Genomic DNA, 13,517 nt, shown 5'->3' with positions numbered 1-13,517 from the left:
ATGACCCAATAAAAGCAGTTCTGTACCAATACAGAAACGATATTGTGTTAGTACAGTACATTTTTAGAAAAATATAAAAATGATTAAAAGTCTTTGATTACAATGGTTGACCAAGCGCTCAGTTTTGCGTATACTAGTATTTATAAGAAGTTGTATCAATTTTATTTGAAAAAGGTATAATACAGATACGAAGGAGAGATCAAGATATGGTAGCTAAAAAAGGTAATCAGTATGACCCGGTGAAAGCGCTTCAACTGATTGAAAGTCAATTTGATATGGTACAAATATTGAATGAGGAAGGAAAGATCGTTGATAAGGACTTAGATCCGAAACTTCCCGATGAGGAATTAGTGGAATTGATGAATCGCATGGTCTATACACGTATCCTTGATCAACGATCTATTTCTTTAAATAGACAAGGGCGTCTAGGATTTTACGCTCCTACTGCAGGGCAAGAAGCTTCCCAGTTAGCTTCTCAATATGTGTTGGAAAAAGATGATTTCATTCTCCCTGGATATCGTGACGTTCCTCAATTATTATTCCATGGCTGGCCATTGTATATGGCATTCCTATGGTCGAGAGGGCATTATGCAGGAAGCGTGATTCCTGATGGACTTAATATTTTCCCACCGCAAATCATTATTGGTGCACAATATGTCCAGGCAGCTGGTGTAGGTCTAGGCTTTAAGAAAAAAGGTCAAAAATCAGTCGTCATTACATACACAGGTGATGGCGGAACTTCGCAAGGTGATTTCTACGAAGGATTGAACTTTGCAGGGGCATATAAAGTGCCTGCTATCTTCGTCATTCAGAATAACCAATATGCAATCTCTACACATCGTGATGTACAGACTGCTGCAAAGACCCTTGCTCAAAAAGGTGTAGCGGCAGGCGTGCCAAGTGTATTAGTAGACGGAATGGATCCATTGGCGGTATACGTTGCAACACGTGACGCAAGAGAACGTGCAGTTAATGGAGATGGACCAACGTTGATCGAAACAATGTGTTACCGTTACGGACCTCATACGATGGCTGGTGATGACCCAACACGCTATCGTACATCTGATGTGGATAATGAATGGGAAAAACGTGACCCGATTGTGCGTTTTAGAACGTATTTAGAAGCCAAAGGTATTTGGTCTAAAGAACAAGAGGAAAAAGTAATTGAACGAGCAAAAGAAGAAATTAAAGAAGCTATCAAAAAAGCGGATGCACAGCCTAAACAAAAGGCGACAGACTTTATGAAAATCATGTATAAAGGCGATATGCCATTTAACTTACAAGAACAATTGGATGCGTATGCTGGAAAGGAGTCGAACTAATCCATGGCAGAATTAACAATGATTCAAGCGATTACAGATGCCCTTCGTACTGAGCTAAAGACAGATGAAAACGTATTGCTATTCGGTGAAGACGTAGGCGCAAACGGAGGTGTCTTCCGTGCGACGGAAGGCCTCCACAAAGAATTCGGCGAGGAGCGGGTTTTTGATACGCCGCTAGCCGAATCTGGTATTGGTGGATTGGCAATTGGACTAGCACTTACTGGCTTTCGTCCCATTATGGAAATTCAATTCTTTGGTTTTCTGTTTGAAGTAATGGATTCAGTGAGTGGACAAATTGCGAGAATGAACTTTAGAACAGGCGGCCATTTTAATGCGCCGATTACGATCCGTGCGCCATTTGGTGGAGGTGTAGCCACTCCGGAAATGCACGCGGACAGTCTAGAAGGTCTAGTAGCATCACAACCTGGTTTAACAGTAGTTATTCCATCGACTCCGTATGATGCAAAAGGATTGCTTATCTCTGCAATCAAAAGTGATGACCCTGTAATTTTCTTGGAACATATGAAACTCTATCGTTCATTCAGACAAGAAGTTCCTGAAGAAGAATATTCTATTCCTTTAGGCAAAGCTGATGTGAAGCGTGAAGGTAAAGATTTGACCATTGTCACGTACGGTGCAATGGTGCAGGAAAGCTTAAAAGCTGCTGAAGCGCTTGAAAAAGAAAATTACTCAGTGGAAGTAATCGATTTACGTACGATTCAGCCACTCGATATAGAAACAATTATACAATCTGTTGAAAAAACAAACCGCGCAATCGTCGTACAAGAAGCGCAGCGACAAGCGGGAATTGCTGCTAACGTAGTAGCTGAAATTACTGAACGCGCTATTTTGAGTCTAGAAGCTCCAGTGATGCGTGTGACTGCACCAGACACGGTATATCCTTTTGCGGCAGGCGAAAACACATGGTTGCCTAATGCCAAAGACATTGCAGCGAAAGCAAGAGAAGTTCTAACATTCTAAATAACTGTTGGACAATCCAGGAAGGGTGAATTACGTGACTTATGAATTTCGATTACCAGATATTGGTGAAGGTATACACGAAGGGGAGATCGTTAAGTGGTTCGTAAAACCGGGCGATGAAATCCAAGAAGATGATACATTACTAGAAGTACAAAATGATAAATCCGTAGTTGAAATTCCATCACCTGTATCAGGTACAGTGGAAGAAATTTATGTTACTGAAGGTACGGTAGCAGTTGTTGGAGATAAATTAGTACGTTTTGATGCACCGGATCACGGTATTCCAGATCATGAAGACGATGAAGAAAGTGCGGACTCTTCTGAAGAAGCAAGTGCAGAAAAATCTCATGAACAAGTAGGGGAAGCACTTGGTAGTGTAGATTCCAAGAAACCTGAACAGGCATCTGGAGAGCAGCAATCGACAGAACCGCAAAAAGAACAAAACATCGAGACAACTACTAGTGAGGTAGATGAAAATCGCCGAGTAATTGCGATGCCATCCGTTCGTAAATATGCACGTGAACAAGATGTAACGATAGCACAAGTGGCTGGGAGTGGAAAAAACGGCCGTGTATTAAAGGAAGACATAGATTCATTTAAAGCGGGAGATCAACAACAATCGGTTGAAGAAACGACCCAATCGCAGTCGACCGAGGAAACACCTAGCACTTCAGAGAAGAAAGCTCCTGTTTTTGAAGGTGAATTCCCAGAGACTCGTGAAAAACTGTCTCCTATGCGAAAAGCAATCTCAAAAGCAATGTCAAATTCAAAACACACAGCAGCACATGTTACACTGTTAGATGAAGTAGATGTTACAGCACTTGTTGCACATCGGAAAGAATTTAAAGCGATTGCAGCAGAGAAAGATGTGAAGTTAACATATCTTCCGTATGTAGTAAAAGCGCTCGTAGCCACATTGCGTGAGTTCCCTCAACTAAATACGTCACTAGACGATGCGACAGAGGAATTAATTCAAAAACACTACTACAATATCGGAATTGCAGCAGATACAGATCGCGGTCTAATGGTACCAGTTGTTAAGAATGCTGATCGCAAGTCCATGTTTGCCATTTCAAATGAAGTGAATGAGCTAGCTGGAAAAGCGCGCGATGGAAAACTTCAAGCGGCAGAAATGAAGGGTGCATCATGTACGATTACGAACATTGGTTCCGCGGGTGGACAGTGGTTTACACCGATTATTAACCATCCAGAAGTAGCTATTTTAGGTATCGGAAGAATTTCTGAAAAACCAATTGTAAAAAATGGTGAAATTGTAGCTGCACCTATGTTAGCATTATCATTAGTATTTGATCACAGAGTGATTGATGGCGTAACGGGGCAATTAGCGTTAAACTATCTTAAGGAATTAATAAGTAATCCATCACTTTTATTAATGGAGGCGTAAAGCAATGGTAGTAGGAGATTTTCCAATTGAAGTTGACACACTTGTAGTAGGTTCAGGCCCAGGGGGATATGTAGCGGCAATACGCGCAGCTCAACTTGGTCAAAAAGTTACCATCGTAGAAAAAGATACAATCGGCGGTGTTTGTTTAAACGTTGGATGTATTCCTTCTAAAGCGATGATTTCTGTTGGACATCGCTTTGTGGATGCTCAGAATGCAGATGGTATGGGAATCACTGCGAAATCTGTCGAACTAGACTTTTCTAAAGCTATGAAATTTAAGGAAAGTGTTGTTTCTAAGTTAACTGGCGGCGTATCAGGTTTGCTTAAAGGGAATAAAGTAGAAACAGTTGCAGGTGAAGCGTATTTCGTAGATGCGAACACTGTACGTGTCATGACAGACAACTCTGCTCAAACATATAAATTCAACAACGTTATTATCGCAACGGGTGCACGCCCAGTTGAAATCCCTTCATTCAAATTCACAGACCGTGTAATCAATTCTACAGGCGCTTTAAGTTTGAAAGAATTACCGAAAAAGCTTGTCGTTGTTGGTGGCGGCTATATTGGTACAGAACTTGGATCTGCTTATGCTAATCTAGGATCTGAAGTAACTATTCTTGAAGGCGCGGATGATATCCTTGCTGGTTTCGAAAAACAAATGACGCAAATCGTTAAAAAAGGCTTGAAGAAAAAAGGCGTTGAAGTAGTTGTGAAAGCATCTGCTAAAGGCGTTGAAGAAACGAAAGACGGCGTCGTAGTAACATACGAAGCTAAAGGTGAAGAAGTAAAAATTGAAGCGGACTACGTTCTGGTAACAGTGGGCCGTCGTCCGAATACAGATGAAATCGGCTTGGAAGGTCTTGGCTTGAACATGACTGACCGCGGTTTGATCGAAGTGGACAAGCAATGCCGTACAAATCTACCGAATGTATATGCAATCGGTGATATCGTAGCGGGACCTCAGCTTGCGCACAAAGCGTCTTACGAGGCGAAAATTGCAGCGGAAGCTATTTCTGGAGAAAAATCTGAAGTGGATTATATGGCTATTCCGGCTGTATGCTTCACCGATCCGGAATTGGCAACTGTAGGCTTAAACGAACAACAAGCAAAAGATGAAGGTTATGACGTAGTAAGCGGTAAATTCCCGTTTGCAGCTAACGGCCGTGCCCTTTCATTGGATGCTACAGAAGGTTTCGTGAAGCTTGTCGGTCGCAAAGAAGACGGTTTATTACTAGGCGCTCAAATCGTTGGGGAAAATGCTTCTGACATGATTGCAGAGCTTGGTCTAGCGATTGAAGCGGGTATGACTCTTGAAGATATTTCTATGACTATTCATGCTCACCCTACACTCGGTGAGATTTCTATGGAAGCAGCAGAAGTTGCTCTTGGTAAGCCGATTCACATGATGACGAAATAAAACAGCTAGAATTGAACAGCCCATGGGATTTTTTCTCATGGGTCTTTTTACATTATGAAAAATGGGGGATTTTCATGTGGGAAACTAGAGTGACAAAACTGTTTGGAATTGAATATCCAATTGTGCAAGGGGGACTTGCGTATCTGGCTTATTCAGACCTTGCTGCTGCCGTTTCGGAGGCGGGTGGACTTGGCCAAATTACAGCCATGAGCTTGACTTCACCTGACGCATTGAAAGAAGAGATTCGCAAAGTTCGCGAAAAGACAGATAAACCATTCAGTGTAAATTTTGCAATTGGTAATCATGGTAGATCCTACGAAGCGATGGTGGAAGCTGCATTAGAAGAAAAGATCGATATTATATCGGTTACCGGGGGAAATCCCGCGCCGCTTTTTGACATGTTAACCGGTACTAACGTGAAGAAGATGGTGTTGGTGGCTGCTAGAAGACAAGCGCAAAAAGCCGAAGAGATTGGTGCGGATGCTGTCATAGCGGTTGGACAAGAGGGCGGAGGGCATTTAGGCCGTGACGATATAGGTACGATGGTCTTAATTCCGAGGATTGTAGATTCTGTTAGTATACCGGTCATTGGTTCAGGTGGTATTGGTGATGGACGGGGCTGGATGGCAGCGCAAGCACTAGGGGCAGAAGGAATCGAGATGGGTACTCGTTTCATAGCGACAAAAGAATGTGTGGATGCATCACCTGCTTATCTTGAAACTCTTTTAGCGAGCAGTGAACAAGATACAACGATTATCAAACGCACGATTGGTGCACCTGCTCGTGCATTGACGAATGAATGGACAGAGAAGATTCTGAAGTTGGAAGCGGAAGATGCTGGTTACGAAGGACTGAAAGCATTTATTAGCGGGGAAGCAAATTGTAAATTCATTCACGATGGTATGAATGATCAAGGCTTTGGTTGGGGTGGCCAAGTAGCGGGTATGATTGAAGATGTTCCAAGCGTTGCCGAATTGTTTGAACGAATGAAAAAAGAAGCAATAACTATTCGAAAAAAATGGAGTGTCGGATAAGGAGAGAAGTAAATGGCAGGTTATCAATATCCACTACGTGCGGATTGGTCAACAGAAGAGATCGTGAAGGTGATTGATTTTTTCACAAAAGTGGAGCAAGCCTATGAATCGAGTATCGAACGAGACGAATTCATGAGATATTATCGAGCTTTCAAAAGTGTTGTTCCATCCATGGCCGAAGAAAAAACGCTATGCAAGGAATTTGAGGAAAGCAGTGACTATGTTGCATTTCGCGTAGTGAAAGCGGCAAAAGAGAGCCAACCAGGCGAACTGCTAAAGGTGAAAAAATAATCAAAGTAAAAGACACCCATTTTAAAAGGTGTCTTTTGCTTTGATTTCACTTCCTAATAGGCCTTTTACAAAACGCACTGTTGATCGAACGTGGAAGCATCCGCCTAGTATGTCGATCCATGGTGTGTTCCCACATGCAATTTTTATTTTAATCTAAAGAATGAATAACCACGTCATAAACAGGCAATAACTTCGTGAAAGTATCCTCTGCATACTCATAAAATTGCTCTTCACTCATTTTGGATGCTTCATCTCTTGAAAGGTGACGACCAACTAAAAACTCCGCTTTTTTCACCGTTTGTAGACGATCCAACAATTTTTCGAGACCTTCTACACCTCCTTCACTAATATGCTCAGCTTCAGGCTTCATATGGTCTCCGGAAACTATAAAATCTTTTGGTAAGGCAGTCATAACTTCCAAGTTTTTTTCTAAACGTGTAGCAATCCCTTTTTTATCGGGATTTTCATAAATAATTGCCAGTACAATGAATAAATGAGTGCTCCACAAGCCAATCTGAAAGTGAGGTAACGCTTTATAGCCTCTCTTAGCGGGAGCGAATGCTACCCAGCTATCCCGTGGCGGATTGACAGTTCGCCTCGCGTGTTTTGCAACATGTGGAAAAAACTCACCCGTACCGTGGGCGGAAAGGCGGTGTGCAAAATGATTTCCTAATTCTATGAATTTCGGTTGTACCTTTTCCTGCAAAGCTTTCATGCGATTATCCAAGCCATCAATGGTAAAAACGTCAAAATCATTTGATGACCAATAAGACTGAAACAAGAAAATCTCCTCCAGTTTGTAGTGACTACGTTTATCTTATCAGTAATTGGGGAATAATTTAAAATAACAAGGCTTCTAACCACTAAAAGTCGGAATTTTTGCATATCTTACTAATAAGACGGTTGGGGTCAAATATTAACTTAAAAGGGGTGCTACTTATGAAACAGGTCGTTCATTTTATCCGAAAAGAAGATGTTGAGAGAGAATATGTGAGAACTTTACAATTGGAATTGGATTATGAATTAGCTACTCTATACGACGCACTACAAGACCAAGACACAGATCAAGTTGATAAAAGCAAACTACGATTGACGGAAATTCACAATGAAATGGAGACACTTAATGTTTTTTCGATGTAAGCATGGTTTAATAAAAGACATCCCCATTCACTTCAGAAATTGAAGGAAATGTGACGGGGTGTCTTTTTACTTAATATCCTATCACTGTTATCTCTTTTGTTCCGTTGCCTCTGTGTTATACTAGCGATAGTCGGAATGGGAAGAGGTGGCAGAATGAATCTTAATGCGATAGATCGATATGCGAAATCGTTAATCAAAGAGGCTGGCCACAAAATACGAGTGTCTTTTTTTAGTACAATTGACATCGATTCAAAGGCTGACGCTAATGATTTAGTTACCAATATCGATAAAGAAGTGGAAAGCTTTTTTGTAGAACGGGTAAAACAAGACTTTCCTGAGCATAAAATGGTTTCGGAAGAGGGATTTGGAGATAAGATATCTTCGCTTGACGGAATAATTTGGTTCCTTGATCCAATTGACGGAACGATGAATTTTATCCATCAGAGAAGGAACTTTGCGATTTCCTTGGGGATTTATGTAGACGGCGTGGGGATGCTGGGCTACATATATGATGTAATGCGGGATGAGTTATACCATGCAGCGAAAGGTGAAGGTGCTTATTTCAACGATGAGCGTCTACCCCAGCTGGAAATCACACCACTTGAAGAAGCGATCATCGGCATCAATGCTAGCTGGGTTGCGCCAAATCATCGCGTGGAAAATGAAAAAATTATTGAGCTCGTCACACGTTGCCGTGGGACACGATCATATGGTTCGGCTGCGATTGAGCTAGCATATGTTTCGTCGGGAAGAATCGACGCGTATATTTCTATGCGGCTGGCGCCTTGGGATATAGCTGGGGGAATCGTCATTGCGCAAGAAGTAGGAGCTGTAGCAACGAACTTAGAAGGTGTGAAACCACATCTACTCGGATCTGACACATTTATTGTCACACGTCCGGGATTACATGAAGAGATTTTATCGAAATATATCCGACTAAAATAAAAAAGGGGCTGTTTGTTAAACCAAAACGGTTTAATATTCAGTCCCTTTGAGTTATTTATAGCGTGCCTTCTCTACGCATACGTGCTTTCGTTTTAAATCCGTTACCCATTATTAAAATAAGGGCGACAATGGCAAGGACAACAACGAATAGACTACGCATACCTACTCCAATACCAATTGCGGACATGGAAAGTACGGCACCGAGTGAATAAATTACGAAAATCCACTTAATGTCTTTCAAAAAAATCCCTCCATATAAATTAAAATATTATTTAATTAGACTATCTTGTGCTATAATAACACAGTTGAACATCTGAAATAAAGATAAACGGAGTGAAAAAATGACAAACGAACGTACTGATCTTAGAAATATTGCAATTATTGCCCACGTAGACCATGGTAAAACGACATTGGTCGACCAATTACTAAAACAATCCGGTATTTTCCGGTCGAATGAACATGTAGATGACCGCGCAATGGACTCAAACGAACTAGAGCGTGAACGAGGAATTACGATCCTAGCTAAAAACACTGCTATTGAATATAATGACACAAAAATCAACATCTTGGATACACCAGGACACGCTGACTTTGGTGGCGAAGTAGAAAGAATCTTGCGTATGGTCGACGGCGTAATTTTAGTTGTTGATGCATTCGAAGGTTGTATGCCACAAACTCGCTTCGTACTGAAAAAAGCTCTGGAAACAAACCTAAAGCCAATTGTTGTTGTAAATAAAATTGACCGTGATTTCGCAAGACCGGAAGAAGTAGTAGACGAAGTACTTGAATTATTCATCGAACTTGATGCGAATGATGAACAATTGGAATTCCCGGTTGTTTATGCTTCAGGATTCAATGGTACTGCGAGTCTTTCTCCAGATCCTGAAACACAAGAAGACACATTACGTGTTCTTTATGAATCCATTTTGGAAAACATTCCATCACCAATCGACAATCGCAACGAACCACTTCAGTTCCAAGTATCTCTACTGGACTACAATGATTACGTTGGTCGTATCGGAATCGGACGTATCTTCCGTGGAACGATGAAAGTTGGAGAGCAAGTCGCAGTTCTTAAGCGTGATGGATCTGTAAAAACATTACGGGTAACAAAACTATACGGTTTCCTAGGCTTGAAAAGAGTCGAAGTTGAAGAAGCGTACGCAGGTGACCTCGTAGCCGTTTCGGGAATGGGTGACATTGATGTCGGTGAGACAGTTTGCCCAACCGATCATCAAGAAGCGCTTCCTGAACTCCACATCGATGAGCCGACGCTACAAATGCGTTTCTTAGTTAATAACAGTCCATTCGCTGGACGCGAAGGGAAATGGGTCACTTCACGTAAAATTCAAGAGCGTTTAGATCAACAGCTTGAGACAGATGTTTCATTACGAGTGGAACAAACAGATTCTCCGGACGAATGGATCGTATCTGGACGAGGAGAACTTCACTTGTCTATTCTTATCGAAAATATGCGTCGTGAAGGTTTCGAACTTCAAGTTTCTAAGCCACAAGTAATCATTCGCGAAATTGATGGTAAGCGTAGCGAGCCTTTCGAACGCGTTCAAATTGATGTACCGGAAGAACATACTGGATCAATCATCGAATCTATTGGTGAACGTAAAGGTGAAATGTTGGATATGATCAATAACGGTAACGGCCAAGTGCGTTTAATTTTCTTGGTACCCGCTCGCGGATTGATCGGTTATACAACAGACTTCCTTACATTGACTCGTGGATACGGAATCTTAAACCATACGTTTGACAGCTATAAACCAGTTACTACTGGTAAAATCGGTGGCAGACGTCACGGAGTTCTTGTGTCTATGGAGAATGGAACAGTAACTGGTTATAGTGTTATGCAACTTGAAGACCGTGGAACCATGTTTGTGGAGTCAGGTGCAGAAATCTATGCTGGTCAAGTAGTAGGAGAAAGTAACCGTGATAGCGATTTGACGATTAACTTAACGAAAATCAAACATGCTACTAACGTTCGTTCAGCTTCGAAAGACCAAACTGTTACAACGAAAAAGCCACGTCTTATGTCGCTTGAAGAAGCACTGCAATATATTGCTGATGACGAGTACTGTGAAGTTACACCAGAATCTATTCGTATACGTAAAAAAGTTCTAGACAAAAATGAACGTGAACGTATAAATAAAAAGAAAAAACTTGGCGAATAATAAAGATAGAAGGGAATGTATGGAATGAGAGTAGAAGATTCAGAAATGGTCTACAATCGGTTGTCGGGAACCGCTCGCATTATTTATGAATATGCGCCAAATTTCACGACAGCCGGCTATATTCTGTTTGCGCTCGTTTTCATCATGTCTGCTATTGTGTATAAGCTTGGATTTGCAAGGAAGATTGGCTTTGGTCGAAACGTTATCATTTATACGTTCCTATTTATTGGATGTATCATACTAACATTCTTAGCTTTCTTTCTTCCAATCGTAGAAGGACTGTTTGTGGCTGCTGCTATTCTTATTATCTATCGTGTTCGACGAATGAATGAACACAAAAAAGACTCCGTTACTGAGTAACGGAGTCTTTTTTATTCGATTAAAAATCTTTTTCAGTCGGATCTGAGCTGCGGTGGAAAACAAAGTTGCCAGTTGCAATACGCTTCTCTGTTAAATTACTGATCCGCTCTCTACAAGTAGGGCACATATACGTATGAATAGGCCGGTTTCGTAATTTCTTGGCAAGCGGATTATCATCCTCTAATTGATCGTTTTGGTCACATATGACACATTTAACGCGCATTGGAATTTCTCCTTCAATCCACTTGGATAGCCTGGACATAACGAATCGGTGAATCTTGATTCGATCCGTCTTTAAACAGTACATGTACAGGACCGTCTTCTCGAAGAGGTTTGCCATTATGACTGAATTTGAAAATGACGTTGTTTGCTTCCTCAAGTGGATACGTGTATTTTTCGTCTTTTGTAATGAGTGTAAATGTTGTTGCATTTGCAGATGGAACAGCATTGTGTATGAATGGTTTCAATACAATACCGAAGCTGTTTGACAACATTTTATCTTTTTCATATCTTTTTTCACTTTTTAAAGTAGGTGGGTATGTGGCACCTTCCATGATTTCTCTAGACCAGTGTTTACCCATTCTTTCTTTATACTCTTCCATTTCATCTTTTTCAATAAAATCCTCTGAGAAGAATTCATCCAGATCAATACGACGATCATCAAATATCCAAACAGTAGGATCTAATGTAATTGCATGTTTCACGTTTCCGGTAATTGGTATAATAAGTTCCAAAATATATCCCCCTCAATCGATAGTCACTAGTTTTAGTATACCTTTTCATAGAAGATGTGAAAAGGATTTCATTTCGATTCAATTTTTTCATTGGGTAACGCTTGCATTTTGTAAGAGCAAAAGATACAATTTAGACATTAACACCTTGCGGGAATAATGAATAATGGGGGCGTCTCCATGGAAATAGAAGTTCAAGATACGTACAAAGAACAGGCCATGAAACAACTGCAAATTGATGCAGAGAAAATTGCAAAGCTAATCAAAGTTCAAATGGATAATTTAACGATGCCGCAATGTCCACTATATGAGGAAGTACTCGATACGCAAATGTACGGATTATCCCGTGAGATTGATTTTGCTGTTAAGCTCGGACTAGTCGAACAAGATAAAGGCCGTGAAATAATCTCTGTTCTTGAAAAAGAGTTAAATATTTTACACGAACTGTATACAAATAAATAAATGGAAGACTCAAACTACTCCAACAGTTTGAGTTTTTTATTTAAGACGACGAGGTACAATGAAAATGAAGACTTATATGAATCGAATTTTACGCAATTTTGACTATCCATTATTTTTTGTCTATTTACTGCTCTCTTTATTTGGACTGATTATGATTTACAGTGCAAGTATGGTGTGGGCTATGAATATTTATAACTTTGAACCATCTCATTTCTTTAGGAAACAAGTAACGAACTTAGCCATTGCGATACCAGCGTTTCTGTTGGTATCCATTATTCCTTACCGGCATTATAGAAATAAGAAGTTCTTGTATAGTACGCTAATCGTCATGTTTACTTTACTGGTCATTGTAAAGTTCATCGGATTTGGTGATGCTGTAGGGGCGAAGAGTTGGCTTTCATTACCGTTTGGAATAGGTAACTTACAGCCAACAGAAGTAGCAAAAATTGCATTTATCGTATATTTTTCAGGTGTATTTGCGAATAAATATTATGCAGGTACATTGGATGAAATCAAAACTACTATTTTCCCGACATTTTCTGTTTTAACGGCTTCTCTTTTATTAGTACTATTGGAACCGGATTTTGGAGCCACCATGATTTTATTCCTTGTTGCTATTTCTGTCATCATGGCAAGCGGAATGCAAGTGAAGAACTATCTAATCATCAGTCGTTTTTTCGCTTTGCTAGGCGTGTTAATCGGGATTGTTCTGTGGATTAAGTGGGATACGGTCATGACTGTTTCGCGTATGGGACGCTTCCTTGCTTTTACAGATCCCTTTGAATACATACAAGGTTCAGGCCTGCAAATTGTCAATGGATACATTGCAATTGGTGCTGGAGGGCTCAAAGGTGTAGGCCTCGGAAACAGTATTCAGAAACTTGGCTATTTACCTGAGCCACATACTGATGTTATTATGGCAGTAATCTCTGAAGAAACTGGACTGCTTGGAACGACGCTTGTTCTTGGAGGTCTCTTTTTCATCGTGATGAGAGCGTTTACGGTTGCACTGCGTACAAAAGACGCACATGCAAGAATGCTCGCAGCTGGTGTAGGTAGTTTGATTGCTATTCAAACACTGGTAAACTTAGGTGGATTGACAGGATTAATTCCGTTAACAGGCGTTACATTGCCGTTTATTAGTTATGGCGGTACATCTGTTGTGTTCTTGTCGATTGCGCTAGGTATTTTGATGAACGTTTCAATGTTTGTAAAGTATGAGAGATCAGAGTAGAGGGGATTGATT

16 protein-coding genes are annotated in these 13,517 nt (G+C 40.7%); 12 read left to right on the top strand and 4 right to left on the bottom strand.

Annotation, left to right across the window (positions count from 1 at the left end):
- Positions 1-206: 206 nt before the first annotated feature.
- The 6 genes from pdhA to CSV67_RS14785 all read left to right on the top strand — a co-directional run bounded on the left by pdhA (position 207) and on the right by CSV67_RS14785 (position 6,450).
- Positions 207-1,322: a pyruvate dehydrogenase (acetyl-transferring) E1 component subunit alpha gene (gene pdhA, locus CSV67_RS14810; RefSeq protein WP_099632373.1), complete on the top strand. Its 1,116-nt coding sequence runs from the start codon at positions 207-209 to the stop codon at positions 1,320-1,322.
- Positions 1,323-1,325: 3 nt separating this feature from the next.
- On the top strand, positions 1,326-2,303 hold the full coding sequence (locus tag CSV67_RS14805) for an alpha-ketoacid dehydrogenase subunit beta (protein WP_099632372.1): 978 nt from the start codon (positions 1,326-1,328) through the stop codon (positions 2,301-2,303).
- Between the two features lie 34 nt (positions 2,304-2,337).
- A complete protein-coding gene (locus CSV67_RS14800) occupies positions 2,338-3,708 on the top strand; it encodes a dihydrolipoamide acetyltransferase family protein (RefSeq protein ID WP_099632371.1) in 1,371 nt (456 codons plus the stop codon).
- 4 nt (positions 3,709-3,712) lie between these two features.
- Positions 3,713-5,125: a dihydrolipoyl dehydrogenase gene (lpdA, locus tag CSV67_RS14795; protein ID WP_099632370.1), complete on the top strand. Its 1,413-nt coding sequence runs from the start codon at positions 3,713-3,715 to the stop codon at positions 5,123-5,125.
- Between the two features lie 74 nt (positions 5,126-5,199).
- Positions 5,200-6,159, top strand: coding sequence for an NAD(P)H-dependent flavin oxidoreductase (locus tag CSV67_RS14790; protein ID WP_099632369.1), 960 nt, complete (start codon positions 5,200-5,202; stop codon positions 6,157-6,159).
- A gap of 12 nt (positions 6,160-6,171) precedes the next feature.
- On the top strand, positions 6,172-6,450 hold the full coding sequence (locus CSV67_RS14785) for a UPF0223 family protein (protein ID WP_099632368.1): 279 nt from the start codon (positions 6,172-6,174) through the stop codon (positions 6,448-6,450).
- A 148-nt stretch (positions 6,451-6,598) separates the two neighbouring features.
- Here CSV67_RS14785 and CSV67_RS14780 read toward each other — a convergent pair whose 3' ends face one another.
- The gene (locus CSV67_RS14780; protein WP_099632367.1) at positions 6,599-7,231 is read right to left on the bottom strand and encodes a YktB family protein; all 633 of its coding nucleotides are present in this window, start codon (positions 7,229-7,231) and stop codon (positions 6,599-6,601) included.
- Positions 7,232-7,389: 158 nt separating this feature from the next.
- Between CSV67_RS14780 and CSV67_RS14775 the strand changes: the two genes are divergently transcribed.
- Positions 7,390-7,590, top strand: coding sequence for a hypothetical protein (locus CSV67_RS14775; protein ID WP_099632366.1), 201 nt, complete (start codon positions 7,390-7,392; stop codon positions 7,588-7,590).
- A gap of 153 nt (positions 7,591-7,743) precedes the next feature.
- A complete protein-coding gene (locus CSV67_RS14770; RefSeq protein ID WP_099632365.1) occupies positions 7,744-8,535 on the top strand; it encodes an inositol monophosphatase family protein in 792 nt (263 codons plus the stop codon).
- Positions 8,536-8,590: 55 nt separating this feature from the next.
- Here the strand turns inward: CSV67_RS14770 and CSV67_RS14765 are convergent, their stop codons facing one another.
- A complete protein-coding gene (locus CSV67_RS14765) occupies positions 8,591-8,776 on the bottom strand; it encodes a YlaF family protein (protein ID WP_099632364.1) in 186 nt (61 codons plus the stop codon).
- 100 nt (positions 8,777-8,876) lie between these two features.
- Between CSV67_RS14765 and typA the strand changes: the two genes are divergently transcribed.
- Both typA and CSV67_RS14755 read left to right on the top strand, forming a co-directional pair.
- On the top strand, positions 8,877-10,718 hold the full coding sequence (typA, locus tag CSV67_RS14760) for a translational GTPase TypA (RefSeq protein WP_099632363.1): 1,842 nt from the start codon (positions 8,877-8,879) through the stop codon (positions 10,716-10,718).
- 15 nt (positions 10,719-10,733) lie between these two features.
- On the top strand, positions 10,734-11,078 hold the full coding sequence (locus CSV67_RS14755) for a YlaH-like family protein (protein WP_099632362.1): 345 nt from the start codon (positions 10,734-10,736) through the stop codon (positions 11,076-11,078).
- Positions 11,079-11,097: 19 nt separating this feature from the next.
- Here the strand turns inward: CSV67_RS14755 and CSV67_RS14750 are convergent, their stop codons facing one another.
- Positions 11,098-11,301: a YlaI family protein gene (locus CSV67_RS14750; RefSeq protein WP_085133126.1), complete on the bottom strand. Its 204-nt coding sequence runs from the start codon at positions 11,299-11,301 to the stop codon at positions 11,098-11,100.
- 13 nt (positions 11,302-11,314) lie between these two features.
- A complete protein-coding gene (locus CSV67_RS14745; protein ID WP_099632361.1) occupies positions 11,315-11,812 on the bottom strand; it encodes a hypothetical protein in 498 nt (165 codons plus the stop codon).
- A gap of 177 nt (positions 11,813-11,989) precedes the next feature.
- Between CSV67_RS14745 and CSV67_RS14740 the strand changes: the two genes are divergently transcribed.
- Together CSV67_RS14740 and CSV67_RS14735 are read left to right on the top strand one after the other, a co-directional pair.
- Positions 11,990-12,271 (top strand): Fpa/YlaN family protein, encoded by a 282-nt coding sequence (locus CSV67_RS14740; RefSeq protein ID WP_085133128.1) that lies wholly within the window; start codon positions 11,990-11,992, stop codon positions 12,269-12,271.
- Between the two features lie 76 nt (positions 12,272-12,347).
- The gene (locus CSV67_RS14735) at positions 12,348-13,505 is read left to right on the top strand and encodes an FtsW/RodA/SpoVE family cell cycle protein (RefSeq protein WP_369803193.1); all 1,158 of its coding nucleotides are present in this window, start codon (positions 12,348-12,350) and stop codon (positions 13,503-13,505) included.
- Positions 13,506-13,517: the final 12 nt, after the last annotated feature.

The organism is Sporosarcina sp. P2 (genome assembly GCF_002743255.1).
Taxonomy (GTDB): Bacteria; Bacillota; Bacilli; order Bacillales_A; family Planococcaceae; genus Sporosarcina.
The sequence above is the reverse complement of the archived record's forward strand: the minus strand, read 5'-3'. Positions and strand labels throughout refer to the sequence as shown.

Excerpts from the sequence above, each read along its gene's own strand:
- CSV67_RS14790 (WP_099632369.1), top strand. The coding sequence starts at position 5,200 with ATGTGGGAAACTAGAGTGACAAAACTGTTTGGAATTGAATATCCAATT.
- CSV67_RS14775 (WP_099632366.1), top strand. The coding sequence starts at position 7,390 with ATGAAACAGGTCGTTCATTTTATCCGAAAAGAAGATGTTGAGAGAGAA.
- CSV67_RS14740 (WP_085133128.1), top strand. The coding sequence starts at position 11,990 with ATGGAAATAGAAGTTCAAGATACGTACAAAGAACAGGCCATGAAACAA.
- CSV67_RS14755 (WP_099632362.1), top strand. The coding sequence starts at position 10,734 with ATGTATGGAATGAGAGTAGAAGATTCAGAAATGGTCTACAATCGGTTG.
- lpdA (WP_099632370.1), top strand. The coding sequence starts at position 3,713 with ATGGTAGTAGGAGATTTTCCAATTGAAGTTGACACACTTGTAGTAGGT.
- CSV67_RS14770 (WP_099632365.1), top strand. The coding sequence starts at position 7,744 with ATGAATCTTAATGCGATAGATCGATATGCGAAATCGTTAATCAAAGAG.
- CSV67_RS14735 (WP_369803193.1), top strand. The coding sequence starts at position 12,348 with ATGAATCGAATTTTACGCAATTTTGACTATCCATTATTTTTTGTCTAT.
- CSV67_RS14785 (WP_099632368.1), top strand. The coding sequence starts at position 6,172 with ATGGCAGGTTATCAATATCCACTACGTGCGGATTGGTCAACAGAAGAG.
- CSV67_RS14750 (WP_085133126.1), bottom strand. The coding sequence starts at position 11,301 with ATGCGCGTTAAATGTGTCATATGTGACCAAAACGATCAATTAGAGGAT.
- CSV67_RS14805 (WP_099632372.1), top strand. The coding sequence starts at position 1,326 with ATGGCAGAATTAACAATGATTCAAGCGATTACAGATGCCCTTCGTACT.
- pdhA (WP_099632373.1), top strand. The coding sequence starts at position 207 with ATGGTAGCTAAAAAAGGTAATCAGTATGACCCGGTGAAAGCGCTTCAA.
- typA (WP_099632363.1), top strand. The coding sequence starts at position 8,877 with ATGACAAACGAACGTACTGATCTTAGAAATATTGCAATTATTGCCCAC.